This is a genomic window from Methanobrevibacter sp., assembly GCF_036307625.1.
Lineage (GTDB): Archaea > Methanobacteriota > Methanobacteria > Methanobacteriales > Methanobacteriaceae > Methanocatella.
Genome location: NZ_JAXJXF010000066.1, coordinates 1 through 26415 on the forward strand (window position 1 = coordinate 1; position 26415 = coordinate 26415).

Below are 26415 nucleotides of genomic sequence, written 5' to 3' on the forward strand. Positions count from 1 at the left end.
ATCTTAAGTTGTTGATTGCACCTAAGATAAAACCGATGTTGGTGTATAAAAGACCAACTGCGATAGCTATTATCAAAATAGTATCAGGGTGCACGAATGCCTCAACAGGTCCATAAATGGTTGGTAAACGCATACCTAATAACCTTTCTGGGAAGTCCCCGATACAACCGTTGGTTATCAGACCTAGTACAACGGCCCACAGACCGGACCAGATTAAGATCCAACCAAAGGATTTCATGGATTCTTTGATTTTACCTAATCCTTTTAACAATACAACACCAATAAGAGATACAAATAATCCATAAACTGCATCGGTTAAACAGAAACCGAAGAAAAATGGGAATGTGATTGCAACAAATATTGTTGGATCCATTGCGTTATAACGTACTGGAGAGTACATATCAACAAGGTATTCGAAAGGTTTTGCATACCATCCGTTTTGTTGTAAAATAGGAACATCTTCATCATCTGTACCTTCAACTTCTATTATTTCAAAGGCACAATGTCCATCAGAACTTTTTTCAACTAATTGTTCAACTTTTTCAGTGTCTTTTTTTGGTACCCAACCTTCAAAGACATAAGCATCTTTAGTTTGAACAAAAGATGAAAGAATTTCGTTCTTTTCTTTTTCATTTTCTAATTGTTCTTTGAGAGCCAATATCTCATCATCCCATTGCTCAGCAACAGCTCTCAATTCAGTTTTAACTGAAGCACGTTCTGATTCAATGGTTAATAATCTTGCATCAGCATTTGAAATAATCTGTTGAGGAGTGCCTTCAACATCACCTATTTCAATTTTCTCAAAGTCATATTTACGAAGTGTTGAATAAACATCATCACTTGATTCTTTTAATGTTACTACGACAATAATATCATCTTCTTTATTGTCTGCAGGAACAGTAAATACATCTAATTCATCTGTCAAGTTACTTAATTCATTTTTGATTTCTGAAGCAGATTCAGCATTAATCCTTCCAACAGTAGTAGAAGTGTACTTTGAATCTTTTAAAAGTGCTAAATCCATGTCAAAATTAGATAAGCGATTAGCCAAACTTTTATTAGACTTTAGTTCACTTGTTTCAGTGTCGAGTGCGCTTAGTTTTCCTTCAATAACACTGGTCTTAGCTTCAACTTGAGCTAATGTATCCTCAGCTTTTCCAATGAAAGCTTCAGTATCCAATTTATCTACTTCTTTTTGAACTGGCATGTCTGGACTAATTAAAGACATTAAAGTGTCCTTTAACCCATGGCCTTCTGATAAAGAATTTCCTAATAGTTCAGATATACCATTTGTTTTCATAAGAAGAGAAGATAACTTACCAGTGTGACGAGTAGCTTTTGCAGGAGTAACTAATTCCGCTAATTCAGGATCTTGCTGAACACTATCAGAAATATCACTGATTTGTACGAGTCCTGATTCGTGGAGAGCATCCACTGTAGGAGCCACATACTTTTCCAGTGTAACTATTCTAATTTTTCGCATTCTAGCTGTCTTGAACATATAATCTCACACTACAAAATATTTTTGACAATAACGGAAGCAGCTTCATCAACATTTGCCATTGCCGCATTTTTAATAGCTGCAACATCCTCATCGGACTTTTTAGCAATAGATTCTGCTTCTACTTTAGCTTTATCTTCTGCATCAAAAACAGTATTTTTCGCTTCTTCTTCTGCTGCTTGTTTAGCCTGGGAAATGATTTCCTCAGCATTTACTTTTGATTCAGCAATCAAATCCTTAGATTGAGATTCTGAATCAATAATAAGTTGTTCAGCGTCAGATTCAGCTTTTTTTATCATTGCGATTGCGTCTGATATCTCTGCCATAATTAATCACCATGGTACACTTATTTTTGTTGAGTAATATATATATCTTTTACTATTCAATATTTGTAAAAATAGCTGAAATTTAATTTTAATTAAAAAATAATATCCAAAATATAAAACTTATATAAAAATATTAAATAAAAAAAAGAATAAAAGATAAATAATTTATCTATAGAACCATTTTAAAATACTAGGCGGTAATTTTTGCAAATAAGCAAGAATTGCTATAATAATGATGATTAAACCAATTATAAGAAGTTCAATATTGTACGGATAAGCCAATAACATATATCCACATACTGCAATAACAATTCCTTCAAAAAAGAAAACTGCCTTTGTCCAGGATGGATTGAACAATATGATAAGATATGCAATTGCAATCAATATCAAGATAATTGCAGTAGCCAAAACCTCATTGGTTAAAGGCTGGTGTCTTAAAATTGGATAAATAGCCCAAACAATTAACATTATAGCTAACAACACACCCAATAATTTAAACATTTTAACGTTTGCCATAATAACACTAATTTTAATATCAACTTCATAATATTTATATCATTTTATCTAATGAATACATATGGAAAGAGCAGTTTGGATAATTTTAAATAAAAATTTTTCACTAACATTGGATAGTGAGATAAAAGAAGGCAAAATTACTGATAAAAAATTTTCCCCTGGAGGAGACATTTGGACCGAAGAGCTTCCGCGCTTAGGTTTCAGTGATGAAAACATCCAAAAGGATTATGATAATTTTATAACAGACATCATTGCACTATTCAGCGAACCAAATGCAGATAATGTATTTATAGATGCAAAAATAGGTGAAGAGTCAGAATACATAAATGCTAAAAGTCCATTATTAATTAGAAAAATAGAAGAATATAATGTGAATGAAATTATAGAATAGCATTCGCTTTATTCAAAACATCATCCATACTATCAAATTCAAGTTTTTCACCATCTTCCCCCACTTTTTCTGTTGTAATTAAAACGTGTGGAGATGCCCATAGATAAGAATACGTAAAGTAAACCAAATTAATAATTAAAAATAATGAAGATACTGAAAATGCCAATATTAAACAGACTACCTGTATCAAAACATTACCATATCGTCTTTTCTTCATTAAAACAAAAGAATCTCCAGTTTCAACAACTTTAAATTTTTTCTCGGATAATTGTCCAGAAATTTTATCTATCTCTTTTGAATTATCCGCACTCAATATAAAAAGTTTCATTTTAATCTACATAAACAACAAATTCATCTAACTCTTTTCTTGGAGTATCTCTTGGTTCAGCATTTGGATATCCTAAAGGAGTAAACAATACGACTTCTTCGTTTTCATCCAAGTTTAAAAATTCGTAAGCTTTATTTTTCTTGAATGCACCAATATAACAGGTGCCTAATCCCACATCAGTAGCTGCAAGAATAATATGGTCCATTACAATAGTTGCATCAATATCTGCAATATTTTTTCCATCCCAAGGTCTGGTCCATGCTTTATCTCTTAAAGCAACAACAGCTATAACATATGGAGCTTCAACAAACCATTTTGCAGCATAGATTTCAGATAATTCTTGTTTATATTTTTTAGCATCAATTACAAACACTTTAAAAGGTTGTGCATTAACACCTGTAGGAGCTATAGTTGCAGCATTCAAAACATATTCAAGCTTTTCTTTTTCAATTTCCTTGTCCAAATATCCTCTTACACTATATCTTTTCTTAATAACCTCTAAAAATTCCATATTATTACCTTCCATAATATTCTATATCATCAAGATCACAAAATTTTCTGAATTCATCTTCTTCCATGTTCTCTTCATTAATGTGAGCTATGATTCCAGGAACCCTGCCAATAATAAAAACACCAAGTCCCATTTCTGGAGTAAATGCCAAATCAGATAAAATAGCTGCATTTGCACCATCAACATTCAGCCTGATTCTTTTCTTTTGATAAATCAAATCTTCAAGAGCCAATGCTAATTTAATATGCGGTCCAACAAAACCTTCTTTTATGACTATATCCATTAATTTATCGGCTCTCGGGTCAACATTATGATACCTGTGGCCAAAACCAGGGAGTTTTTCATCACCAAAGGCATATTCATTATATATATCAATGGCTAAACTTGCAATTTGCTTATTATCCAATATTGAATCTTCAGTCAAATAAAGAGAATTTATCTTGGATTGATACAATTCCATTGTTTTTTGAATTGCACCTGCATGCTTATGTCCAAAAGACAGTAACGCTCCTGCAACTGCAGAATTAATGGGTGAACCTGAAGAAGCAACCAGACGTGCAGTTTGAGTGCTTGGAGGAGTAACCCCATGGTCACAAAATGAAACCAGCACATGATTGAATATTCTTCCTTCTTTAATTGATGGCAATCTACCTTTCAATAATAGGTAAATCATATCACTATACCTGATCTTTTCAATCAAATCCCTTTGATTATAACCTCTTGTAATAATTTTATCCTTTTCAACTTTGGAAATACTAGTTTTTAAAGAACGAGGATTAACTCTAAAATTATTTTCTTGCATAATTTTCTTATCCTATTTCAATTAATTAAAATAACATTAATAAAGTATATAAATCTTACAACATTAAACAGGCCACCCTTGGTTCAACAAAACAAGAAGGCCTGACTGAAACTATCCTAACGCCACTTGCCCTTTGATTGCCTATATTGACATATGTTCCCAAAACGGTTGTATTTCCACCCAAACCCAGAGGGCCAATTTGAGTTTCATTCAATCTATCAGTAACGAACTTTTCGACATCATTTTGATTATCCAAGTTCCCATAAGCAATTGATTTCAATAAAAGAGATGTGGCTTCAAAATGAGTTCTTCCGATGCCTATTGCTGGAATAGACGGAGTGCAACCAAGCATTTTTAAAGAATCGCCCAACCAATCAACTGCAGTATTAATTACATTTGAAAAGGAACGTTTATGATAAACTCTAAATGTTTTTGCCCTTATTTCAGGACCTCCACCTTCAAGCAGGAAATGAATGTTTAAAGTATCCGGAGAAATATCTCTTTTATATGTTGATTCATCATTTACGGAGTCAATCAAAATTGGAGCCGGCTTAAGCATTCCAGGACTTTCAAATAAACCCTGACTTTGTTCAATTCTTTCAATTTCATTGCCTTTCACTGCCATTGGTCTTGCTGGAAGGTTATTTAATCCCAATTCAATTCCTTCATGGATTTGATTTAAAAGGTCTCCAGTAATCTCTCTTTCACTACCCACCTCAATTATTACATGGGCAATGCCTGTATCATCACATAATGGAAATTTGGTATCTTGGGCAACTTCATAATTTTCTAAAATCTGTGATAAACACCAGGACGCATTGTCATTAGTTTCAATTTCGATAGCTCTTTTTAAGGCATTTAACTTATCTTTTGACAACCTGGTTGAAGCTTCAACAATTGTCCTGGAAATATCTTCAATAACATCCATAAAATCACTCAGGAATTGATAAATACTTTGAATCTTTTGGAGATGGAATCGCATCCTGCATATAACTATCAATAACTCTTTTAACCAATTTAACCTGTTTGATTCTAGCTATGGCCTCTTTTTCTGTAGTGTCCCAATTATGATTGGCTGCAACAGATCCCCCAGTTTTCAGATAAACCGGAGAAGCTGCCTTAATAAAATCTGGAACTTCGTAATGCCTTATAAAACCCCCAGTAGATTTAGGATTTTCAGTGTGCAAATCAATTGGAATATCAATTGCATTTCTAATGGATGCAATCATCGGAATTTGCAAATCACGAACAGGATTTAATGAATTGAGACCAATATGTTCAAGTAAAATTGCAGAAGCAGGATTACAGTGACCGGCATGTGCAGACAATTTAAAATGAACATTTAAAGGTATTTCACATGCTTTTCTCATTTTATTTAAAACATACAGTAATCCCTCATCATATAACAGGATTCCACGAACACCAAGCCTGCAGGCACGCTTAACATCTTCAATTGCATAAACCAGATTATCATAACCCCTTAACCTATATCCTATTCTGCTGCCTTCCTTAGTATGAACAGTTGCTGAAGTATCATAAGTTGCCCTAGGCCCTACGGATAAAAACAGTTCACATCCATAATCAATTGCCAAATCAACCATTTCCTTAATCTCTTCATCAGTCAACATCATTATTCCTTTGGTTTGAGTAACCCTATGAATAAATATATTATTTTTAACTGATTCCTTTAAAAGAGCATCCATAGTTTTTGGAGATTGGATTCCTGGAACTTCAAAACGATATTGTCCCCCATCCTTGAACCTCTTGTCTGATTGAAAATCCTTGCAAGTCTCTTCAATGCCAATTTTTTTAAGAAATTCTTTTGTTTCATCCATAATATCTACCTGTTTAATTTATCGACAACATACGACATGGAATAATCTTCCAAAGAATCAATTACTGTTAAATTCTTTATATCATACATAGGATTTAATCCTTTAAATTTATCAAGAAGTTCTCTTAATTGCAATGGATTTTCAAAATCACCCTTAGGAAGAAGGGTTAAATTTTGAAATACACCATTTCTAAACTGATCATCCAATTTGATAATAACATTTGAAGGTCGCTTATCAGGATATAATGCATTCAGCTTATCATCAGAAATTAAAATCATTTTGTTTGCAATACTTTTAATGCTGTTTACAACATCAACACTGGAATAATTATCCAAAAGACCATATTCTATCAGTTGATTGATGGAATCTACACTAACTTCGCCAACAACCAATGAAATTGCTACAGCATAAGGCAAGCTCTGTTTAAGCTCTTCCAAATTCTTAGGATTATAATTATCATGTTCCGCAGCAATTTTATATGTCTTAACAGCAACATTATCAATGTGCTCGTATTCATCGCCAATACTGGCTTTAAGCTTTAATGCAGTGTCAATTGATGAATGCAAATGTCTGCAAAAAGGATATTTTTTAAAGTAAATATCCCTAACTCTCACTTTCCCAACATCTTTGAGAGCAGTTTCAAATGAGAAATTCTCCATATCGAAATCAGTATTATCAAAAACCATTGTTTTTAGAAAACCTTCATCTCCCTCAAAAATAGTTCCACTACCAGTAAAACCATTTCTTGCCAATAATGCAGATAATAATCCATTATATGCTGCTTTTCCAGCATGCAATGATTTACCCATGGATCCCCCATGGTCAGACTCCAAAAGACCGGCAGCCTGAGTACCGCATAATCCTAAAGCATTAATTGTTTGTTTTCCATCAAGTTTTAATAATTTAGAAGCAACTGCACCTGCAATAAAAGTACCAATAGTACCTGTCGTGTGAAATCCTTTATTCCTATGGTCAGGATTTACCAATTTACCCAATAAAATCCCAACTTCATATCCTACCATTACTCCTTCTAAAAATTCTTTCCCACTTAAATTATTACTTTGAGAAATCGCCAGCGCAGTTGGAAAAATGACCGCCCCTAAATGAATTTGAGCGCCCCTATGACCATCATCCAATTCAAGCACATGAGCTGCAACACCATTTAAAAAAGCAGCACTTAAAATATCTGTTTTTGCTTTTCTGCCAATAACTGATGCTTTCATATTCAAATTTAAGTTTCCAGAAAATATTTCTTCAACTGTATTGAAAGCTATATTAGACGCATCTTCACAAGACCCTCTGTAAGTCACTCCAAAGAAGTCTAAGAATGCAGCTTTAACAGTAGTGATGGATTCAACAGTTGCTTGTTCATATCTATAGTTTGAAATAAATTTAGAAATATTTTGTAAAAACATAAAACACCTATAATTAGTATATGTAAAAAGAACTATTAAAGTTAACTTATAATGTAAAACAATTTTTCAAAAAGAAAGAAAAAAAGAAAGTTAAACGGCCGGAACTCCTGTAAGAACCAAAACTATATGCGCCACAATTGCTGCACCATAATAAGTGGCCGCAATAACCAGAACAGTTACAACAATAGCTCTCCAACCCAAAGCTTTAAATTCATCCCAACTTTTACCCATTCCAATACCGACATAAGCTAAAAATACAGTCACTATAGATAAAAGTTCAACCTTTGAAACATAATAAAGTACAAATTCTGATGTAGGCATTCCTGGAAAAGCCAATATAATACCAAATACACTAATATAAAGAATTGAAGAAATGTTAAAAGGCAAATATCTTTCCATCCATACTCCCAAAAGAGTAATACCTGATAAAATACCCATACCTACCAAAGAATCAGTCATCGGATGTTTATAACCTAAATAATTACCAATGACCGCGATAACAGAAAATATTGCCAATAATAAAATCCAATTAAAAATTCCATGAACGGAAACATTTTCAGATCCATCAATCAACTCAGGCATTAGTCATCCCCCTTCTTAATTGAATCCTTTCCGATTTTTGGCTCTAACCATCTGTACATTCTCTCAGTCAATGGGATGGCAACAAATATTACAATATATATACCTACACAGAAAGACAATAGATTACTGAATCCTGCAAATGCTTCAATTTGAGATTCCATTCCCGGAAATGCTGCAAGAGTTGGACCGATAGCAGCCGCATTCATACTGGCACTTCCAACACCACTAGCCATAGCAAAAGCATAAGGATGCAATGGCAAGAAAGATAATGACAAAGTAACAAGGAAACTGATAAATATTGTACCAATTACAGTACCAATAATGAATATTGCAAAAACCCCTCTAGATTCTGGAGAATTAAAACCATACCTATCAACAACTACAGCCACATTCGGTTCACGACCAATTGAATTAGTCATACCAATGGCCTCTTCTTTAAATCCTAAAAACAATGCAATAGGAAGAATTAAAATTGTTGCCAAATGTCCCAATTCCTGTAAAATCAATGCAGGACCCATTTCAAAAATCAAATGAATAGATTGGCCACTGGAAACAGCCAACTTAGCAATCAAAACACCAATAAATAGCATCATAGCCCCTTCAGCAATACGAGCCTGTTTTCTTTTAATCCAAGTAATAGGCTTTGCCAAATAAAATGCCAAGCCCAATATAATAGTATAAATCAAAGGCATTATTGTAATTGCAACATCATTAGTTATGGGAATTGTTTGGGTACCGATCAACTCAGCAATAATTACCAAAACAAGTACAGTACCATGTAATCTATAATCTCTCCAAGGATTTTTCTTTAAAATTCGTTTATCGGTTTTTTCACGATAAATATGTTCAACCTGCTCCCCATCATCTTTCATCGGAATAATAGCCAACTCCCAATTAGCATAAAAATTAACCATAATTTATTATAATTAATATTAGATTTCTAAAAACATATTAATAAATCATTAGCATTTAATTTTCAAAATTTCATAAAATACGAATAAAAATATATAAGAATATGAGTAAAATTACACAAAAAGAGAATAAAAATTAAAAAAGTTATGCTGGAACACCAGTCATAACCAATACAATATGAGCCACAATAGCGGATCCAAAATATGTGGATGCGATAACCAGCATTGTAACGATAATTGCTTTCCATCCGAGAGCTTTAAACTCATCCCAACTTTTTCCCATACCTATACCGACATAAGCTAAAAATACTGTCACTATAGACAACAATTCAACTTTGGAAACATAATAAAGAACAGTTTCAGATGTTGGAACTCCAGGAAATGCAATGAAAATGCCTATTAAACTTATGTAAATTATTGAAGATATATCTAATGGAAGTTTACGCTCCAGCCAAACACCAATCAAGGTAATCAAAGCCAAAATTCCCATTCCAATAAATGAATCGGCAAGAGGATGACCATATCCTATATAATTTCCAATGACAGTGATTACTGAAAAAATTGTCAATAGCAAAATCCAGTTAAAGACACCATGGGTGGACACATCAACAGGTTCATCGATTAGGTCAACCATTTAGCTACCCCCATTACTTGCCATATCCTCATCTGAATCATCGTTTTCATTATGATTTCTTCCGAGTTTAGGCTCCAATATATAATATAATTTCTCAGTCAACGGCAATGCTATAAATATCACAATATACAAACTGAAAGAGAATGAAAGCAAATTACTGAATCCTGCAAATGCCTCAATATTTGTTTCCAATGCAGGAAATGCCGCAAGAGTTGGACCTAAAGCAGCAGCATTCATACTTGCACTGCCAACACCACTGGCCATAGCAAAAGCATAAGGATGTAAAGGCAATAATGAAGTACTTAAACTAGCTAAAAAACTAATAAATACAGTACCAATTATAGTTCCAATAATGAATAACGCAAAAACACCTCTGGACTCTGGAGAATTAAATCCATACTTATCCACAACAATACCAACTTCTGGTTCACGACCAATTGAATTAGTCATACCAATAGCTTCTCTTTTAAATCCTAAAAGGATGGCCACAGGAAGTGCGATCAGAAGTGTTGCCAAATGCCCCAATTCCTGCAGTAACAAAGCTGGACCCATTTCAAAAATCAAATGAATGGATTGACCACTGGAAACAGCCAACTTAGCAATTAAAACACCAATAAACAACATCATTGCCCCTTCAGCAATACGAGCCTGTTTTCTTCCGATCCATTTAATCGGTTTGGCCAAATAAAAAACTAATCCCAAAACCATTGCATAAAGCAATGGCATTATTGAAACTTCAACACTTTCAGATAATGGAATTTTGATTGGACCTATCAGTTCTGCAATAATTACAAGCAGAAGAACAGTCGCATGCAACCTATAATCCTTCCAAGGATTTTTTTTCAAAATTCTTTTATCTGTTTTTTCACGATAGATATGATTAACTTGATTCGTTTCATCAGAAATAATAACCCTCTCCCACCCAACATAAATTAAAAATATGTTTAAAAAATTATTATTAAAAACTAATATATAAATTAGTATGATTTAATTCACAAAAGTTCAAAAAATGAGAATAAAAAATAGTAAAAATTAATTAAAAGTTCACAAAAAGTGAATATAAAAAAATAAATAAAATTGCATAATTTTACGAATAAAGATATAAAAAGGATTATTTAATTTAAACCCATACGACAGAGAGGTTTTGATAGATGGCGCCTTGCAGAAACAGGTGTTTCATAAAATTGAGAATTTTTTAGGTTACGGGTGATTACAATAGGAACTTTTTTACTAGATTTTATCTTATTTCCACAACGCTTACATTTAAATCCCTTGTTTTTGCCTGCAGAAGTCATTCTTTTTCCACATTCACAAATTGGATTTTTATATTCAATGTCATTTAATTTTACCATTTGAAACTTTTCAATATTAAATGTATTATGCTCCCCAATACCACCAAAGACTTTGATAATGTCACCCGGCCTCAAATGAGAAACGGTTTTTCTAAAGTTTTTTGTTGGTTCATAAGCACCGCATTCAATCTCACCAGAATCATCGGAAAGTAAAAAGAACATATGCCCACCATCAATAATATTAGGTTTGTTTTTGACTTCACCAACCACCTCATAGCAACCAAATTGATCCATATCCGAAATTTTGTCAACTTTTTGAATATGCATATCTGTATGTTGATTTGTCTTGAAAATACACCAGTCCACAAGGGGTTCATTAACTTTTACAATGCTTTTTGCCAAATGTAGTGCATCAACATTATTAGACCTGATGCCATATAAAACAGGACATGGAGTTTTAGGTTCAATTGCAATATAATCTTCAGAATAATCAATATTTTCAAAAGTATCCGGAAAAGTTTTTTTATCCATCAGATAAACAGAATCATAATCTATTTGCCTTTTAGTCCCATAATTTTCAGAACTCCTATATGTAAGCAACTCATAAGTACAATCAGATAAAGGTAGGCTTATTGCTGCAATCGATCCGATGATGCCTCTGCCTTTTTTAAATTTATGAATCTCACATCCCACAGATTTCCCAAATTCCTCTGCCTCTCCAATTGTTATGAATTCATAAATGGCCCTGAATGCATAATCTTCCATTTCCTTAGTTATTTCACCATTATAAAAAATTACGCCAGGATTTGTATTATCACAGTCAAACATGGATAGCTTTTCAACTTCATTCAATACAATTTGGCGAGCAAGATTAGCCTTATCATTGTCCAATATCTTTAAACTAACTCCACCATTACCACGAGTCTTGAATCTTGCAAAAGGATTTAATCTAATTAACCGAGGATAATCCACCAGTTCAATTCCATTATCTTTAAATTTATTGATGATTTGACTTGCCAAATAAGTAGTGCACATTCCATCGGGAGAATCAGTATCATCAATTCCAATATATAAATATTTAATTACGACCACCTTCAAATATAGAATTATATTAGAGTTAAAACAATATATAGTTTACAAGAGGTCAGTTAATATGTTAACTAGAAGCCAATTACTACACAATATCGAAAATCTGTTAAAGTCGCAAGGTTATAAAACTTCAGACATTTATGAACAGGGATCATTTGATATTGTAGCTCGTAAAAACTTACTCATTTTACTTTTAAAAACATTTCAAAATATAGACAGCATTAATGAAAGTAATGCTTATGAAATGAAGCAATTAGCCAACATATTTCTTGCTTCTCCAATTATAATTGGTGAAAAATCAAGAAATGGACTTTTGGAAGAAGGAGTAGTATACGAAAGATACGATATCCCAACAATTGGCTTTGAAACCTTAAAAAATATGATTATTTATAATGAATATCCCGAAATTCTAGCGGACAGGGGAGGATACTTCGTTAAAATTGACGGCAATGTCATTAAACAATATCGTGAAGAATATTCGCTGTCCCTGAAAGATTTAGCAGATTTAGCTCATGTATCAAGAGCCACCATGTACAAATATGAAAATGAAATAGTGCGTGCAAATACTGAAACTGCAATGATTTTGGAGGAAATCCTAAATACAAAAGTCACATTAGACATTGATTTATTAAAACAACCTCAAAAAGATGATATTGCATTCAGTAACGGCGATGATACTCTTGATTTGTCTAAATTAGGATATGGGGTTGTTTCAACTAATAAAAGTCCATTTGATGCTGTAGCTAAAATGAAAAGTTCAGACAAACAATCACCATTGATTGCAAATGTTGAAAAAAACAGAACTGAAAAAACTTTAAAGAGAATGGCAGTTCCTTTAAAAGACTTGTCAATGGTTACAACATCAGAACCAGTATTTATCATCAATAATGAAAAAATTAAAGAATCAATCGGAACCATACCCGTAATTAAATCTTGGGAATTAAAAGAATTCGAGAATTCAAGAGAATTACTGAAAATGATTAAAGAAAGAAAAGAAAAGTAGGTGGTAGAATGGAAAATTTAAGTATTGATGGATTAGAGAATTATCCAATCAAATGGGTTTGTAATTATGCCGGTCAAAAAGCTATTGGAATTTGTGGAAAAACACAGAAAATAGCCATGTTTGCATCTGATGAAAGAGTGTCAAGAATACTGGATGATATAGTTATCGGAACCGATGAAAATCAAGAAGGATACGGTTGTGAAGAAAAAGGAAGATGCTGCAATTTTGAATGTGAATACTGTGAAATCAGTCCAAGACAATACTTGCAAATCACAGGTAAAAAACCATCCAACAAAAATATAAAAAATTTAATTAACGGATTGAAGGATTTAAATGAAACCCTTGAAAAAGAAAATTTAGTTCCTTTTGAAAAATATGAAGTAGTCAAATACTAATATTTGCTCAAAAGTGAAAAATCTTCTTTTGCTTCATCCTTACTGGCCACACCCAGAGTTATTGCATCTACAAAATCAACATTTTTATAAAATTCAAAAGAATCTTCAGGCTTTAAAACACCTACTGCAAACACTCTTGTGGCAATAATCTTTTTATTTAAATCCACTATTTTTTCTATGAATTCATTACGTTGTTTTTTATTAAAAGCACTGATATCCATCATATAAGATAATGAATTATATGGAATCATATAAAGATCAAATAGACCCATATCAATATTATCTTTAAGCAAATCTGTAGTTTTTGATGGAAATGCAGTAACCAAACCGGAAACTGAACCGGTTTCATTAATTCTAGACAATATTTTTGAAGTTAATTTCCAATCATAACCATCAACAATGAACTCATCAACCAGCATTGCGGGACAGTCATAACTTGAAAAAAAGTCAATATCTTCATCCCAATCAGCTTCTTTTGCAATCTCATAATTGGGATTCAAATAATCCACATCACTTTTCCCAATAGTTGCAATAACCTTCATTTCACAACCACAGTCGGCTGCTATTTCATATCCTTCAATCAGATTTTTATCATTGATTAAATTGATTGCACGAACCCCCATATTATATGATTCGACAATCACATCGGCAATATTATGAGGATTATCATATAAATCAATTTGATATAATCTGGATCTATGTCCAAAATAAGGTTCTGCAATAAATGGACCATATCCCAAGATTGTTTGAGGAATAACCTCATTATTAACTTCAAAATAATCTGAAAAAATATTTTCACCTATTCTTTTTCAACAACAACAGCAGTCCCATATACTAAAATCTCTTGCATAACATCGGAAATTTCATTAGAATCAAATCTGATTGCAATGATAGCATTTGCACCTAACTCTTTAGCATGTACAATTGCCCTATTCAATGCCTCATCTCTTGATTCTTCCATCATTTTAACATATTGAGTAATTTCTCCACCGAATAATGATTTTATGCCTGCGCCGATTTGTCCACCGGCACCTCTACTTCTGACGGTTAAACCATATATAAATCCTTTTGTTTCAACAACTTTAAAACCAGGAATATCATTTGCAGTAGAAATTGGAAATTCATTTACAGATACCATATTTTCATCTCATATTATATGACTTAAAAACAATTAAGTTAAATTTTGTATAATTTAAATTTAATATTTACTAGAATATATATTTTATTTAAAATTTTAAATATAATAAAAAACATAAATTAGAATAATATTTATTACTAAATATTTCTTTTTCAAAAAAAAAACAAAAAATGGTGAAAAAATGAAAGTACTTATTGCTGATGCTATTAATGAAAAAGGTATTGAAAATTTAAAGGAAGTAGCTGAAGTTGTAGTAGATACAAGCATTACTCCTGAAGAATTAGCAAATACCATACATGAATATGATGGAATCGTTGTTCGGAGCCGAACAAAACTTACTGCAGACATTATTAAAAAAGCAGACAACATGAAAATTATTGCAAGAGCCGGTGTTGGAGTGGACAACATTGATTTAAATGCTGCAACTGAAAAAGGTATTATGGTTGTAAATTCACCAGAATCTACTTCCATCACAGTAGCGGAACATACTATGGGATTATTACTTACCATGGCTCGTAAATTATCCATTGCTGATAAATCTGTTAAAGAAGGAAAATGGGAAAAGAAAAAATTCATGGGTGTTGAACTTAGAAACAAAACCCTTGGTGTAATTGGAATGGGTAGAATAGGTTCCCAAGTAGTAAACAGATGTAAAGCATTTGAAATGGATGCAATGGCATATGATCCATACTTGCCTGAAGAAGTTGCAAAACAGATGGGTGTAAAATTAACTGATTTAGACACCGTGCTTAAAAATGCAGATTTTATTACAATTCACGTGCCACTTACCCCTGAAACCAAACATTTAATTTCAACAGAACAATTTGAAATCATGAAAGACAGTGCTTTCATTACAAACTGTGCTCGTGGAGGAATTATTGATGAAGATGCATTATACGATGCCCTATCCAATAACAAAATTGGTGGAGCTGCACTAGACGTATATGAAGAAGAACCTCCAGCAGAAGATTCAAAATTATTTGAACTTGACAACATAGTATTAACCCCACACATTGCTGCTTCCACTAAAGAAGCTCAAAGAGATGCGGCAATTATCGTAGCTGACGAAATTATTGATTTGTTCAATGGAGGAACTCCTAAAAATGTTTTAAATATGCCACGTATCGATAATAAAACCTACAAAGAAGTATCCCCATACTTGGAATTATGTGACAAATTAGGTAGTTTCATTTCCCAAGCTGTTAATGGAAAAATTAAAGAAATTGAAATCGTGTACAGTGGGGAATTAGCTGAAATTGACAATTTAGAAATATTAACAAGAACAGTACTTCAGGGAGTTGTCAATCCCTTCTTGAGTTCTCCTGTAAATGCAGTTAATGCTTCCCTTGTTGCTAAAGACAGAGGCATAAGCGTAACTGAAGGCAGGAAAAACAACGCTAAAGGATATGATTCATTAATCAAAGTTACTGCTAAAAGTAGCAAAGATAAATTCTCCGCTGAAGGTACCAATTTACACGAACCAAGAATCCTAAAAGTTAATGATTATTGGGTAGACGTGATTCCTGAAGGACACATGTTTATTGCAAAATATGAAGATGTTCCTGGAAGTATCGGTAAAATTGGAACAAAATTAGGAGAACATGGAGTGAATATTGGAATTATGCAAGTTGGAAGAGATGAACAAGGCGGAAGAGCCATCATGATTCTGACTTTAGATAAAGAAATTCCAAATGAAGTCATAAAAGAAATCCAAAATTTAGACAATGTTTATGATGCTGTCGGACTTGAATTATAAATAAAAAACAATTTCACCATTTTGTTTTTTATTTTTTTCTTATTTTTTCAACCATTCAAAAAAAAAAGAGTATTATTTTCTTAATTCTCTGTGAATACTCTTAACAGTGCCATCAGGGTTAAGTTCTATTTTTATTACATGAGGATTGTTATTGATACGTGTGGCTTCAAATTCTTCATAATGGTCAACGAAAGTATCATCTGTAGTGAAAAACTCATCATCCGCTTCATCAAGAAGTCCAGGTTTGAATTCATCATCTTCTGTTAACACATCATCCTCATCAAAGAATTCATGAGAATTATCTTCTACCAGATGACTGTAATCGCCAATCGTATAGTTTTGAGGTTCACCATACCTATCATAAGCCTTAAATGTTTGCAATGAATATGGAAGGCAAACAATCATATGAAAATAGCCATTCTTTGAAAAGGTCACAAGATCTGCATCGGACGGCATTGCGCTAGGTCCTGGATGTGAGTGAACTGAACCCCAGTATTTGGTATTCAGAGGAATCATTTCTGTATGCACAACAGCACCTGTTTCACAGGTTTCACCTGGAACAAATATCAATCCAGTTATGTAAAGAATTTTATCCTTTATTTCTCCATCGAAAAAAGCTAAAAATTCATTTGGATAAGCTTTCTTAGAATAATAGATTACAGAATCAAGAACTTCCCGATCAATTCTAACTTCATTAAACTCTTCATCATCATTTCCTAATAACTTTGAAATAAAGCCCATCATATCACCTAAATCAAATTTTCAAAAAATTCTTTATTAAATTTCGGAACTTCCCAATCCACATAAGTATAAGTCCTATATGACACCTGTTCCCTATTCTCTTTTTTATTAAAACCAACAACTTTTTTATTTTTCCTATATACTGCAATTCCTCTTTTCTTATACGTTTCAACATCATTCAAGTTAATGCCATTTTGATACAGCAATTCATGAATTTCGCTTGACTTGAGTCCAGTTATCATGTCGTTTGCTCGTTTATTTGAATATTTCGATTTCAAAAATGAAATTCCATGGGATGCAATGCAATTTTTCCAGGACTCGTCCTGTCTCCATTTAAAATATTTTAAAACATCTTCATCAGAAATTGGAATGATTCTTGAATCAAAAGATGGTGGTTTTTTAAAATCCTCATCATAATGCAATACAAACGAACTAGCTGTAAAACTAGCAATTACAGAATTGATTTTTTCAATTCTACCATCAAAAGGTATCTTATCTAAAAGTAAGCTTATTTCATCTGAAAAAGTATATACAAACACAGGAGAAAATTCTTTAAATAAATCATTGCAGACTTTTGACATGACTCTGTAAAAATTTTCATCATAAGGTTTTACCAGATTTAAATCCCTTGCCAGCTTATGAAAACTTCTGCCGTCTAATCTGACAATAATTTTTGAGTTTTTCGGAACTTTCAATGATGAATAAACTTCAAAATCCTTCATTACATACCCACACTAATGGTTTCATTGAAACTTTTAAGCAACCTAATAGCTGAAAGTGCCGCCAACATACTGGTTTTCGGATTGGCAGCACAAGGATAATTCATAGTTGTTGTTTTGAATTCACCGAAATCACCTCTTGCAGTAATTTCATGAACATTCCTATCCACCTTAGGGTCTACAATAATCTTTACATTAATATCCCTTTGACAGGCAACACTAATTGTCGCCGCAACATTGATATTTAAAGGAAATTCCTTAACAGCTTCGGATGCCTTTCCTTCAAACAAAATCTCCTCTTTATCAATATTTTTACCCAAAGATTTTGGAGATTTGCGTGTAACCAGATTAACATCTTTTAAACCAAACTTAGCAACTGCTTTAATTCCATCCAAACCAACAATAGCTCCAGAAGGCAAATGTATTTTAGCATTGTTCTTTTTTGCAATTTTTTCAATATTCTGATAAAAGTCAATGTCCATAAATGCCCCTACACTCATTATAATCATGTCACGACCTTTACCTAATACTTCAGGTGCAAATGACCTAACAGAATCCGGTGAAGCACATTCAAGAACCAAATCCACATTATCAACCATTTCATCAAAATCAAGTGCTGCAACACCGCCAGCTAGAGAAGCTAAATTTTCTGCCCTCTCGATATCCTTATCAAAAAGGTATGCTATTTCAATACCATTATTTTCAGGAACAATACTTGTTGTAATTATATTAGCAATTGCTCCACAGCCTATAATGCCCACTTTCATAAAAATCACACTATAAAATTAAATTCTGAATAAAGATAATTAAAAAAAAGAATTGAAGAAAGATTAACTATAATCTTTCAGCATCAAATTGAACTTGAGTTTCGTTTTGTGGTTGAGTTTCAGGTTGTTTTGGAACTACTGGATCAGGGATTTGTGGTTCTTGATTCACTTTTTTTATGTCCCTAGGATTGATTAACATGATATCCCCAATAGCTTGAACTTTATCAAAATCCACAGTCAATAAATCATTTTGGAAAGATCTCATATCATGTTCCTCTGGAGATTCCCCACGAATAGAACCAAATAATTGATTTACAATTGAACCAGTAGGTCTTCTTTCTTGTTCAATAGCTCTAACTTGTAATTTTGAAATAGTTCCTAATCTAATATTAAGAATAACGTCTTCCACACGTCCAACATAATGCCCAGTATTTGTATAAATATCTAAACTACGTAATTTTGAAACTTCTACCATGTTTACACCACAAGTAATATAATAATTAAATAAATATGTATAAATTTATTTTATTGTTAATATAAATAGTTTATGTTTTAAAACTATTAAATCGTCGTTTTACAAAAAATTTATTAAATTATAAAATTAAAATATAATTTAGAATAGAAAGAGGACTTCAAATGTGGGACACAACTAAAGATTATAGAATTTTAGTAGCAAGCAAAGCAAGAGAAAATTATTTGAATCTTATTCCAACAGCATCATTCAGAGGAAGCTGGAATAAAAAACAAGCTATTGATTTAGGCAAACAGATGAATAGTGATTTTCAATCATTAACATATTCATATTTAGAAGGGGACGAATTGGTTAACTCCCCAGATGTTGCAGCCCTAAAGGAAAAAGCTGAAAAAATTATTGAATATTTAGGTGGTCCCGACTGGAATAAAAAATTTTTAAGCAACGCCCCTAAAGAGGACCGGGAAAAAACCCAGGAAAACATTGCAAAAGTAAGATTCTTTTTAGACACCATCATTGGTCTAAAAGACCGTTTGGCATTAGGTCCTATTAATGACCCAATAATGGGAGTTGACATTAAAGTTGGAGAGGTAATGAGTGTTACTGCCCATCCAAAAAACGATAAACTTATGCTCTGTAATGTAAACTTAGGAAAACGTGCAATAACTGTTGTTACCAATGATTTAAATGTTAAAGATGAAAATAAAGTTGGAGTTTCCCTACTTCCACCGCAGGCATTTAGTGACATTGTAAGTGAAGGAATGTTTCTTGGTATGAATGGAAGTATCCTCAAAGATGTTGAAGGTGAACTTGGCCAAATGCCTAAAGGAATCCCTATGGAATCCCTTAACGAAACTCGTAACCTTGTTGAAAACTATTTAAAATAAGTTTAAATACTTATTTTCTTTTTATCTTAAATTTAAACCTATTAATTTTGTTTTTGTCATTTCTTCAACTGCATATTTTATTCCTTCTTTTCCAACACCACTATTTTTAAATCCTCCGAACGGCATATTATCCGTTCTGAATGTGGACTGTTTATTTACGAATACAGTTCCTGCCTCAATTTCCTGTGCACATTTCATTGCATTTGCATAATCTGAAGTGAATACTCCTGCCTGAAGACCATAATCAGTGTCATTAGCAACATCAATAGCTTCCTGAACAGATCCGACACGAATGATTGGAGCAACAGGACCAAATGTTTCAAAAGCAACCAAATCCATATCCATATTCACATTATCAACGACAGTTGCTTCGTAAAATGCACCGTCACGAGTTCCACCTGTCAATATCTTTGCACCATTACCAACAGCATTGTTTACAGTTTCTTCAACCTGAATGGCTGCTTTTTCAGAAATTAATGTTCCAAGAGTTGTTTTGCTATCCAACGGATTTCCCATTATCAACTTTTCAGTTTCGCTGACCAGCTTATCACAAAATTCGTCGGCTATATCATCCTCGACAATTATTCTTTTGACACCCATACATACCTGACCTGCATTTAAAAACGCTCCATTGATAACTCCTTTAACTGCTTTGTCAATGTCAGCATCTTTTAAAACAACCATAGGATCATTTCCACCAAGTTCCAAGGTGACCTTTTTCATGCCTGCCTTTTGAGATATCATCATTCCGGTTGTAACGCTTCCAGTAAATGAAATTTTATTAATTTCTGGTGATGTCACCAGATAATCCCCTATTTCTGAACCATATCCGGTCACAGTATTTACAACTCCATCAGGGAATTCCTCATCCAACAACTCACAAAATTTCATGACAGTTAAAGGCGCTTCGGTGGGGGGCTTTACAATTACAGTATTTTTACATGCAATAGCCGGAGCAATTTTATGTATTGTTAAGTTTAACGGATAATTGAATGGTGTTATTGCCGCAACAACACCTAACGGAAGTCTTTGGGTGAATGCAAAAAATCCTTTTCCATTTAATCCGGCATCCAAAGGGACACTTTCACCATAAATTCTTTTTGCCTCTTCAGCAGCTAGCTTAAGTGTTTCAATGGATCTGTCTATTTCCACCAAGGATTCATTAATCGGCTTTCCAACTTCCAGACTCAGCAATTCTGCAAAGTCTTTTTTGTTTTGCCTTAATTTTTCGACAACATTGAATAATTTATTGGATATTTTGAAGGCAGACATTTCGGTTAAATCTTTTTTTGCATTATTTGCCTGCTGAATTGCCAAATCTGCAGTTTGCCTATGAGCAATTGGAACCGTATCAATTATTTCGCCATTATAAGGATTTTTAACTTCCTGCAAGTCTTCACTTGAAATATGTTTTCCACCAATTAGCATATCCATATTATCACCTTTTAATTAATATTTTATATTAAAAATTATAAATATTATTTTATGGAAACAAACCGATTTGAAACATTTTTTGATGCAATAATTGCAATCATCATAACTGTTTTAGTTTTAAAAATACCACAACCTGCATCACCAACACCCGGAGCTGTTTTAGAGTTACAATCCATTTATGCTGCTTATTTCATTAGTTTTTTAATATTATATAACATCTGGTACGCCAATCATAACCTGTTCCAGGTTGTAGACAATATTGACAATACCACAGTCTGGATTTATGGAATAATGACTTTTGTCATATCCTTGCTTCCTTATTTTACAATATGGCTAGCCAGAAATGTTTATTCAATTCCTGCCGAGACAATGTTTGGAGTGATTTTTATTGTAACCCATATTCTGCACACATTAGCAAACAGGACAATATATAAAAGCAATCCATATAATAAAAAGCTACAGGCTTTGAATAATGATTCATACCTGTTAAACCTGCCTGCCATTATACTAATTATCGGATTTATTTTAACTTACACAATTTACATTCCGGGAATTTATGTCTGCTGCCTTATTTCCATAGTATTGTGGATTTTAATAGGCAGATATATAAAGGAGGATGAAAATGGAAACTGAACGATTTGAAGCACTAATCGATGCGATTTTAGCAATAATAATAACAATCATTGTATTGGAAATTCCATTGGCATCCACTGGAAGCTGGGAATCATTATTTGAACTAAAATATGAATTTATAATTTATGCAATAAGTTTTATTGTATGTTTCAACTTCTGGAACTTCAACAACAACCTATTCAACATAGTCAATAAAATCGATTCAAAGATAATCTGGACGATGGGGCTAACATTGTTTGTACTTTCACTGCTTCCTTATCTGACAACATTCGTTGCTGAAAATTTCTATGTATTCTTCCCACAGTTCCTGTACGGATTAAGCTTTATTGTGACTGCCATTCTTTCCAAATTAATCTCCAGATTTTTAAAAGAATCAGATCCAGGAAATGTTGCATTGCAATTGGCTTTAGAAAAAGATCATATTTTTTTAATTACAGTTGTTCTGGTGCTGATTGGAATGATAATCGGTTATTTGGCATATCCTCCTGCAGTAATCATATCCTGTTTGATATCAATTATTACAATATGGATTGTTCCAAAAATAAATGCATAATTATCCAATTATCTCTTTTTTCATTTCCTTAAATGCTTTTTTTGCTTCAGGTATTGGGAACAATGGATAAATGTGAAACAGTCCTTTGCCAACGATAAATCTGACATCAACACCGCTTTCCTTTAGATTTTGAACATATTTTTCAATATCCTTATAGAAAATTTCATTATCCCCTGCAAAAATTAGTGTTTTGGCCAGCCCTTCATTATCACCAAAAATAGGACTTACGCGATAATCTTTTACATCCAGATTACCCGCCCATGCCTTTCCAATTTCCCTTAAACCAACTTCACCTAAAATAGGGTCATCTTTACTGTTATATGGAGCGTTGCTCATTGAAATGTCAACCCATGGAGAGAATGTGACAATATGATCCGGCTGCGGCAAATCAACAGACCCAATATATTGGCAGAATGATAAAACAAATCCTCCACCTGCAGAGTCTCCCATCAAAGTGATATTGCCTTTTGAAATTAGTTTTTTATATAATTCAGTAATCAGCACAAAAGTTTCCTCCACGTTATGCAAAGGAGCGAGTGGATAAACAGGTGCAAGCACATATGCACCCAATTTTCGTGACATCAACATGCAAAATACATAATGTTGCCAATTAATTTCATTGACATAAGCTCCACCATGTATGTAAAGAATTGTATTTTTAGCATTCTTATCCCCGAAAGTGAAAACTTCCATACCATTGAAATCCATACTTTTGAAAATACTCTTTGGAGGCTTAGCATCTTTTTTTAATTTGTCTTCAAGGAATTTATTAATCTCATCTAAAGAATCCATATACTTTGGCTTGGTGGACTTTAAAATTGCTTCCTCTATTTTTGCAATAATTGATTTTTGATTAGACATAATAACTAACTCAATGAACAATATGTTTTTAAAAACATATAATTTTTTGTAATGTTATCTAAAATAATTGCCCAAATTATGCAATTGTGAATTGAATTGCTTAACTTCTCTTGATTCTATTTGTCCGCTCAAATCAGATAGATAATTATTGTACATATAAATAGCCAACAAGACCACAACCATGATGCCACCAAACAGCAATATGAATTCCGCTGAAGTTTGTCCCTTGTTATCCATCAAAAACCCCCCATAAAAAGATTTCCACCAAAAGTAGTTATCAAATAAAAAATACCAAAAGATGCTGCCGATAGAGGAAGTGAAAATTTAATTCCCTTTTTAAACTCACCATACATTATCAGGCTAATTATGAAACCAACCAAAAGGGAATGAATAACCAAATATATTTCACCAGCAACAGGAGCAGTTAAAATGATTTCAGACTCCATGCCGTAATTTTGCATGAATTGTGAATAAACGCCAACCATTCCAATTGCAAATGGAGTTGCAACAATCGCTGAAATTAAAAGAAACATGACAGACATAGTAACAGTAGATTTTCTTTCACGTTTCAAGGCAAGCAAATCCCTCAAATCATCAGAAACTTCAAAAAGCACATTTGAAATGCTTGACCCACTTCTACGACCTTCCAAAATAATATCAAAAATCCGTTCCAATTCACGAGATTTTAAACGTTTACTCATAGCTCTCCAGGCATCATCAAAATTGCGACCCATTCGTATTTCTATTATTGTACGTCTCATTTCATCGTATAGTGGGCCTTCACCGTACTGTGACATATCTTCCATTGCATTTTCAAAGCTTAAACCGACCTTCAACATACTTGACAATTGTCTTAAAAAGTCAGGTGCAGTCTTTTCAATTTCCTGTGCCCGTTTTTCCTGTTGGACAATAACATGTGTGAAAAGGCCAGGAATGACAAAAAGTGGCAGAATCAATACAGACCATGGCAAACTGAACATTAGTATCGTTAATGTAAACACAGCTTCAGATACTAAAATAAATATTATAAGAATAGCTAAAACTTTACTTGCATCAGTAAAAATAGCTCCACTTAGTAAAAATTCCTGTAATTTAGATAAATACTTTTCAGGAACAATATTGTCCAATAATAGTGCTAAATTATTAACTATTTTAAATTTCATGAAATAACATTTGGTTTTAAAAGATATAAAATCTTTGTTTTATTTCAATACAATTTTAGAATGTAAAAACACTATTAAATTACTAAAAAAATCTATTTTTTCATATTTTTAGAATATCTCATCCAAATGATATAGAACATCTTCATGAAAACCAGAAAAAAATTTTACATATTAAGTTAAAACTCAAAATCTGCTCGAATTACACATATTTTTGCGAAAGTCAAAGAGTCCGAATTTTTCAATTATCTCCGGAATACTTCAAAAAAGGCTCTTAAGGTAATTAATACAGGATAGATTTCCAATCTTCCAGTCAGCATATTGAACATGCCTGCAATTTTCAACGGCCAATCCAAGGATTGTGATATTTGACCTATTTCCAAACCAATGTTACCCTGCATAGAAATGGTGAAAAATAATGAATCAAAAGTATCATGACCATATAAACATAACAATGACCATGAAATTAAAATAAGTATTAAATAAATAGCTATATAATTTCCGCTTTGTTCCACAAGGTTTTCTGAAATTTTTTCACCTGAACGATTCAAAGGAACAACACTCCCAATAGGAGACCATATTTCACGCAGATTCCTGTATATTCCCCTAATAAATGCAATAACCCTCATCAATTTAAGTGCACCTACAGTAGAACCAGTGGATCCACCAATAAGCATCAGAACCATTATAATAAATATAGAAAATGCAGGCCATCCACCCATTACGGTTGAACTCTGAATACTGGCACCAGTTGTCGTAATGGCTGAGACCACAACAAATAAAATGTCCATTGGAACAATATATGAAGTCAGATATATCAATAGAGATGCAACTGCAATTAAAGCCATCATTACCCGAAATTGCAAATCATTAATTAATGATTTACCCCTTGTCCGGATAAGATTGAAGTGAACCAGAAAGCTTGTTGCGCCCAATATCATTATAACCATTGTAACAAAATAAATTAGGTTGCTTTGATAAAATCCAACATTTGCATTTTTTATACTCATACCTCCGGTCGAAATAATACAAAATGTATTGCATATAGAATCAAAAAGAGGCATACCCACAATCAAATATAAAACAATCCCGAAAATGGTTAAAATTAAATAAATTTTAAGGGTTTGCTTGATTGTTGCTTTGATAGAAGGTTTAATACGGTCTTCACGAGCTTCAGAAAGATATAATTTTGAGGATACAACACCAGGTTTTGATAGGGCAAATATAATCATGACAATTATTCCCAAACCACCAACCCATTGTTGAAATGCTCTGAAAAACAATATACTATATGGCAATATTTCAACATCAGGATATATCGTAATTCCACTCCCAGTTAATGCAGACATGCATTCAAAAATACTGTCTATCATGCTTATGCCTGTTATAAAATGAAGTATCGAGCCACAAATGAGGCTTGCCCATATCCATGATAATGTAGATACCATCATCGCATGCTTTAAACGCATTTTATTAACATCATATTTCTTTAAAGCTTCAACAAAAATTAATCCGAGAAAAATAGAAATCAACGCAAATATAATAAAAATTATTGCATTAAATTCAAGATATATTAAATCAGCTATAATTGGAACCAAACACAGGACACCAATCCCAATCATCAGAAATCCCATATTCCTAGCAACAACCAACAAGTCACTTTTATTAATATATCTCATAGCATTAACCTACTACATTAAACAATTAGATATTGAATAAATCAGTATATAAATGTTTTAGTAAATAAAATATTACAGAAAATA

Annotated in this window: 32 protein-coding genes; 7 read left to right on the top strand and 25 right to left on the bottom strand. The window is 32.7% G+C overall.

What is annotated here, in order from left to right:
• From UIB65_RS03850 to UIB65_RS03860, 3 genes are all read right to left on the bottom strand, one after another.
• A partial coding sequence (locus UIB65_RS03850) for a V-type ATP synthase subunit I (protein ID WP_330039801.1) occupies positions 1 to 1501 on the bottom strand: 1501 nt, incomplete at its 3' end.
• A gap of 11 nt (positions 1502 to 1512) precedes the next feature.
• On the bottom strand, positions 1513 to 1827 hold the full coding sequence (locus UIB65_RS03855) for a V-type ATP synthase subunit H (protein WP_330039802.1): 315 nt from the start codon (positions 1825 to 1827) through the stop codon (positions 1513 to 1515).
• A gap of 165 nt (positions 1828 to 1992) precedes the next feature.
• Positions 1993 to 2343 (bottom strand): hypothetical protein, encoded by a 351-nt coding sequence (locus UIB65_RS03860; RefSeq protein ID WP_330039803.1) that lies wholly within the window; start codon positions 2341 to 2343, stop codon positions 1993 to 1995.
• Between the two features lie 61 nt (positions 2344 to 2404).
• On the opposite strand from UIB65_RS03860, the gene UIB65_RS03865 reads away from it, so the two are divergent.
• Positions 2405 to 2734 carry a hypothetical protein gene (locus tag UIB65_RS03865; RefSeq protein WP_330039804.1) on the top strand — a complete coding sequence of 110 codons (330 nt, stop codon included), beginning with the start codon at positions 2405 to 2407 and terminating at the stop codon, positions 2732 to 2734.
• On the opposite strand, the gene UIB65_RS03870 is transcribed toward UIB65_RS03865, so the two are convergent.
• From UIB65_RS03870 to UIB65_RS03920, 11 genes are all read right to left on the bottom strand, one after another.
• The gene (locus UIB65_RS03870; protein WP_330039805.1) at positions 2724 to 3047 is read right to left on the bottom strand and encodes a hypothetical protein; all 324 of its coding nucleotides are present in this window, start codon (positions 3045 to 3047) and stop codon (positions 2724 to 2726) included. The two genes, UIB65_RS03865 and UIB65_RS03870, sit on opposite strands and share 11 nt — an antisense overlap.
• Positions 3048 to 3063: 16 nt before the next feature.
• Positions 3064 to 3573, bottom strand: a complete 510-nt coding sequence (locus UIB65_RS03875) for a nitroreductase family protein (protein WP_330039806.1) — start codon at positions 3571 to 3573, stop codon at positions 3064 to 3066.
• Between the two features lie 4 nt (positions 3574 to 3577).
• The gene (locus UIB65_RS03880) at positions 3578 to 4375 is read right to left on the bottom strand and encodes a citryl-CoA lyase (RefSeq protein WP_330039807.1); all 798 of its coding nucleotides are present in this window, start codon (positions 4373 to 4375) and stop codon (positions 3578 to 3580) included.
• Between the two features lie 55 nt (positions 4376 to 4430).
• Entirely contained in the window at positions 4431 to 5303 is an 873-nt protein-coding gene (locus UIB65_RS03885; RefSeq protein ID WP_330039808.1) for a fumarate hydratase, read from the bottom strand.
• A gap of 4 nt (positions 5304 to 5307) precedes the next feature.
• A complete protein-coding gene (locus tag UIB65_RS03890) occupies positions 5308 to 6210 on the bottom strand; it encodes a peptidase (RefSeq protein WP_330039809.1) in 903 nt (300 codons plus the stop codon).
• A 5-nt stretch (positions 6211 to 6215) separates the two neighbouring features.
• Positions 6216 to 7625 carry an MmgE/PrpD family protein gene (locus UIB65_RS03895; protein ID WP_330039810.1) on the bottom strand — a complete coding sequence of 470 codons (1410 nt, stop codon included), beginning with the start codon at positions 7623 to 7625 and terminating at the stop codon, positions 6216 to 6218.
• Positions 7626 to 7715: 90 nt separating this feature from the next.
• Positions 7716 to 8207, bottom strand: a complete 492-nt coding sequence (locus tag UIB65_RS03900) for a hypothetical protein (RefSeq protein ID WP_330039811.1) — start codon at positions 8205 to 8207, stop codon at positions 7716 to 7718.
• Positions 8207 to 9121 (bottom strand): DUF3100 domain-containing protein, encoded by a 915-nt coding sequence (locus tag UIB65_RS03905; protein ID WP_330039812.1) that lies wholly within the window; start codon positions 9119 to 9121, stop codon positions 8207 to 8209. The genes UIB65_RS03900 and UIB65_RS03905 overlap by 1 nt, the downstream gene beginning before the upstream one ends.
• A 142-nt stretch (positions 9122 to 9263) precedes the next feature.
• On the bottom strand, positions 9264 to 9752 hold the full coding sequence (locus UIB65_RS03910) for a hypothetical protein (RefSeq protein WP_330039813.1): 489 nt from the start codon (positions 9750 to 9752) through the stop codon (positions 9264 to 9266).
• Entirely contained in the window at positions 9753 to 10685 is a 933-nt protein-coding gene (locus tag UIB65_RS03915; protein ID WP_330039891.1) for a DUF3100 domain-containing protein, read from the bottom strand. It abuts the gene before it with no gap.
• A 182-nt stretch (positions 10686 to 10867) separates the two neighbouring features.
• The gene (locus tag UIB65_RS03920) at positions 10868 to 12136 is read right to left on the bottom strand and encodes a tRNA(Ile)(2)-agmatinylcytidine synthase (protein WP_330039814.1); all 1269 of its coding nucleotides are present in this window, start codon (positions 12134 to 12136) and stop codon (positions 10868 to 10870) included.
• Between the two features lie 61 nt (positions 12137 to 12197).
• Between UIB65_RS03920 and UIB65_RS03925 the strand changes: the two genes are divergently transcribed.
• Both UIB65_RS03925 and UIB65_RS03930 read left to right on the top strand, forming a co-directional pair.
• On the top strand, positions 12198 to 13136 hold the full coding sequence (locus tag UIB65_RS03925) for a transcriptional regulator (RefSeq protein ID WP_330039815.1): 939 nt from the start codon (positions 12198 to 12200) through the stop codon (positions 13134 to 13136).
• 8 nt (positions 13137 to 13144) lie between these two features.
• Entirely contained in the window at positions 13145 to 13531 is a 387-nt protein-coding gene (locus UIB65_RS03930) for a hypothetical protein (RefSeq protein ID WP_330039816.1), read from the top strand.
• Here UIB65_RS03930 and UIB65_RS03935 read toward each other — a convergent pair.
• Positions 13528 to 14271 (bottom strand): hypothetical protein, encoded by a 744-nt coding sequence (locus UIB65_RS03935; protein WP_330039817.1) that lies wholly within the window; start codon positions 14269 to 14271, stop codon positions 13528 to 13530. The two genes, UIB65_RS03930 and UIB65_RS03935, sit on opposite strands and share 4 nt — an antisense overlap.
• Positions 14272 to 14330: 59 nt before the next feature.
• The gene (locus UIB65_RS03940) at positions 14331 to 14669 is read right to left on the bottom strand and encodes a heavy metal-binding domain-containing protein (RefSeq protein ID WP_330039818.1); all 339 of its coding nucleotides are present in this window, start codon (positions 14667 to 14669) and stop codon (positions 14331 to 14333) included.
• Between the two features lie 181 nt (positions 14670 to 14850).
• On the opposite strand from UIB65_RS03940, the gene serA reads away from it, so the two are divergent.
• Entirely contained in the window at positions 14851 to 16425 is a 1575-nt protein-coding gene (gene serA / locus UIB65_RS03945) for a phosphoglycerate dehydrogenase (protein ID WP_330039819.1), read from the top strand.
• 72 nt (positions 16426 to 16497) lie between these two features.
• Here the strand turns inward: serA and UIB65_RS03950 are convergent, their stop codons facing one another.
• The 4 genes from UIB65_RS03950 to UIB65_RS03965 form a co-directional block, all read right to left on the bottom strand.
• On the bottom strand, positions 16498 to 17166 hold the full coding sequence (locus UIB65_RS03950) for a Mov34/MPN/PAD-1 family protein (protein WP_330039820.1): 669 nt from the start codon (positions 17164 to 17166) through the stop codon (positions 16498 to 16500).
• Between the two features lie 8 nt (positions 17167 to 17174).
• Complete coding sequence (locus tag UIB65_RS03955; protein WP_330039821.1) at positions 17175 to 17888, bottom strand: tRNA(His) guanylyltransferase Thg1 family protein; 714 nt, start codon at positions 17886 to 17888, stop codon at positions 17175 to 17177.
• The gene (locus tag UIB65_RS03960) at positions 17888 to 18652 is read right to left on the bottom strand and encodes an aspartate dehydrogenase (RefSeq protein WP_330039822.1); all 765 of its coding nucleotides are present in this window, start codon (positions 18650 to 18652) and stop codon (positions 17888 to 17890) included. The genes UIB65_RS03955 and UIB65_RS03960 overlap by 1 nt, the downstream gene beginning before the upstream one ends.
• A 67-nt stretch (positions 18653 to 18719) precedes the next feature.
• A complete protein-coding gene (locus UIB65_RS03965; RefSeq protein ID WP_330039823.1) occupies positions 18720 to 19127 on the bottom strand; it encodes a PRC-barrel domain-containing protein in 408 nt (135 codons plus the stop codon).
• 161 nt (positions 19128 to 19288) lie between these two features.
• Here UIB65_RS03965 and UIB65_RS03970 point away from each other — a divergent pair, with 161 nt between their 5' ends.
• Positions 19289 to 20011, top strand: coding sequence for a tRNA-binding protein (locus UIB65_RS03970; protein WP_330039824.1), 723 nt, complete (start codon positions 19289 to 19291; stop codon positions 20009 to 20011).
• A gap of 21 nt (positions 20012 to 20032) precedes the next feature.
• Here UIB65_RS03970 and UIB65_RS03975 read toward each other — a convergent pair whose 3' ends face one another.
• Positions 20033 to 21445: a lactaldehyde dehydrogenase gene (locus UIB65_RS03975; protein WP_330039825.1), complete on the bottom strand. Its 1413-nt coding sequence runs from the start codon at positions 21443 to 21445 to the stop codon at positions 20033 to 20035.
• Between the two features lie 51 nt (positions 21446 to 21496).
• Here UIB65_RS03975 and UIB65_RS03980 point away from each other — a divergent pair, with 51 nt between their 5' ends.
• Both UIB65_RS03980 and UIB65_RS03985 read left to right on the top strand, forming a co-directional pair.
• Positions 21497 to 22078, top strand: coding sequence for a TMEM175 family protein (locus UIB65_RS03980; protein ID WP_330039826.1), 582 nt, complete (start codon positions 21497 to 21499; stop codon positions 22076 to 22078).
• Positions 22068 to 22631, top strand: a complete 564-nt coding sequence (locus UIB65_RS03985) for a TMEM175 family protein (RefSeq protein WP_330039827.1) — start codon at positions 22068 to 22070, stop codon at positions 22629 to 22631. The genes UIB65_RS03980 and UIB65_RS03985 overlap by 11 nt, the downstream gene beginning before the upstream one ends.
• Here UIB65_RS03985 and UIB65_RS03990 read toward each other — a convergent pair whose 3' ends face one another.
• From UIB65_RS03990 to UIB65_RS04005, 4 genes are all read right to left on the bottom strand, one after another.
• Complete coding sequence (locus UIB65_RS03990; RefSeq protein ID WP_330039828.1) at positions 22632 to 23492, bottom strand: alpha/beta hydrolase; 861 nt, start codon at positions 23490 to 23492, stop codon at positions 22632 to 22634.
• Between the two features lie 54 nt (positions 23493 to 23546).
• Positions 23547 to 23729 carry a class III signal peptide-containing protein gene (locus tag UIB65_RS03995; RefSeq protein WP_330039829.1) on the bottom strand — a complete coding sequence of 61 codons (183 nt, stop codon included), beginning with the start codon at positions 23727 to 23729 and terminating at the stop codon, positions 23547 to 23549.
• Positions 23729 to 24655, bottom strand: coding sequence for a type II secretion system F family protein (locus tag UIB65_RS04000; protein ID WP_330039830.1), 927 nt, complete (start codon positions 24653 to 24655; stop codon positions 23729 to 23731). Before UIB65_RS04000 ends, UIB65_RS03995 begins: the two co-directional genes overlap by 1 nt.
• Positions 24656 to 24897: 242 nt before the next feature.
• Entirely contained in the window at positions 24898 to 26331 is a 1434-nt protein-coding gene (locus UIB65_RS04005) for a TrkH family potassium uptake protein (RefSeq protein WP_330039831.1), read from the bottom strand.
• Between the last annotated feature and the right edge of the window lie 84 nt (positions 26332 to 26415).

Bases quoted from the DNA above. Each gene is read 5' to 3' on its own strand.
- UIB65_RS03855 (WP_330039802.1), bottom strand. From the start codon at position 1,827: ATGGCAGAGATATCAGACGCAATCGCAATGATAAAAAAAGCTGAATCT.
- UIB65_RS03860 (WP_330039803.1), bottom strand. From the start codon at position 2,343: ATGGCAAACGTTAAAATGTTTAAATTATTGGGTGTGTTGTTAGCTATA.
- UIB65_RS03865 (WP_330039804.1), top strand. From the start codon at position 2,405: ATGGAAAGAGCAGTTTGGATAATTTTAAATAAAAATTTTTCACTAACA.
- UIB65_RS03875 (WP_330039806.1), bottom strand. From the start codon at position 3,573: ATGGAATTTTTAGAGGTTATTAAGAAAAGATATAGTGTAAGAGGATAT.
- UIB65_RS03880 (WP_330039807.1), bottom strand. From the start codon at position 4,375: ATGCAAGAAAATAATTTTAGAGTTAATCCTCGTTCTTTAAAAACTAGT.
- UIB65_RS03885 (WP_330039808.1), bottom strand. From the start codon at position 5,303: ATGGATGTTATTGAAGATATTTCCAGGACAATTGTTGAAGCTTCAACC.
- UIB65_RS03890 (WP_330039809.1), bottom strand. From the start codon at position 6,210: ATGGATGAAACAAAAGAATTTCTTAAAAAAATTGGCATTGAAGAGACT.
- UIB65_RS03895 (WP_330039810.1), bottom strand. From the start codon at position 7,625: ATGTTTTTACAAAATATTTCTAAATTTATTTCAAACTATAGATATGAA.
- UIB65_RS03900 (WP_330039811.1), bottom strand. From the start codon at position 8,207: ATGCCTGAGTTGATTGATGGATCTGAAAATGTTTCCGTTCATGGAATT.
- UIB65_RS03905 (WP_330039812.1), bottom strand. From the start codon at position 9,121: ATGGTTAATTTTTATGCTAATTGGGAGTTGGCTATTATTCCGATGAAA.
- UIB65_RS03910 (WP_330039813.1), bottom strand. From the start codon at position 9,752: ATGGTTGACCTAATCGATGAACCTGTTGATGTGTCCACCCATGGTGTC.
- UIB65_RS03925 (WP_330039815.1), top strand. From the start codon at position 12,198: ATGTTAACTAGAAGCCAATTACTACACAATATCGAAAATCTGTTAAAG.
- UIB65_RS03930 (WP_330039816.1), top strand. From the start codon at position 13,145: ATGGAAAATTTAAGTATTGATGGATTAGAGAATTATCCAATCAAATGG.
- UIB65_RS03940 (WP_330039818.1), bottom strand. From the start codon at position 14,669: ATGGTATCTGTAAATGAATTTCCAATTTCTACTGCAAATGATATTCCT.
- serA (WP_330039819.1), top strand. From the start codon at position 14,851: ATGAAAGTACTTATTGCTGATGCTATTAATGAAAAAGGTATTGAAAAT.
- UIB65_RS03950 (WP_330039820.1), bottom strand. From the start codon at position 17,166: ATGGGCTTTATTTCAAAGTTATTAGGAAATGATGATGAAGAGTTTAAT.
- UIB65_RS03955 (WP_330039821.1), bottom strand. From the start codon at position 17,888: ATGAAGGATTTTGAAGTTTATTCATCATTGAAAGTTCCGAAAAACTCA.
- UIB65_RS03960 (WP_330039822.1), bottom strand. From the start codon at position 18,652: ATGAAAGTGGGCATTATAGGCTGTGGAGCAATTGCTAATATAATTACA.
- UIB65_RS03965 (WP_330039823.1), bottom strand. From the start codon at position 19,127: ATGGTAGAAGTTTCAAAATTACGTAGTTTAGATATTTATACAAATACT.
- UIB65_RS03970 (WP_330039824.1), top strand. From the start codon at position 19,289: ATGTGGGACACAACTAAAGATTATAGAATTTTAGTAGCAAGCAAAGCA.
- UIB65_RS03975 (WP_330039825.1), bottom strand. From the start codon at position 21,445: ATGGATATGCTAATTGGTGGAAAACATATTTCAAGTGAAGACTTGCAG.
- UIB65_RS03980 (WP_330039826.1), top strand. From the start codon at position 21,497: ATGGAAACAAACCGATTTGAAACATTTTTTGATGCAATAATTGCAATC.
- UIB65_RS03985 (WP_330039827.1), top strand. From the start codon at position 22,068: ATGGAAACTGAACGATTTGAAGCACTAATCGATGCGATTTTAGCAATA.
- UIB65_RS03990 (WP_330039828.1), bottom strand. From the start codon at position 23,492: ATGTCTAATCAAAAATCAATTATTGCAAAAATAGAGGAAGCAATTTTA.
- UIB65_RS03995 (WP_330039829.1), bottom strand. From the start codon at position 23,729: ATGGATAACAAGGGACAAACTTCAGCGGAATTCATATTGCTGTTTGGT.
- UIB65_RS04000 (WP_330039830.1), bottom strand. From the start codon at position 24,655: ATGAAATTTAAAATAGTTAATAATTTAGCACTATTATTGGACAATATT.
- UIB65_RS04005 (WP_330039831.1), bottom strand. From the start codon at position 26,331: ATGAGATATATTAATAAAAGTGACTTGTTGGTTGTTGCTAGGAATATG.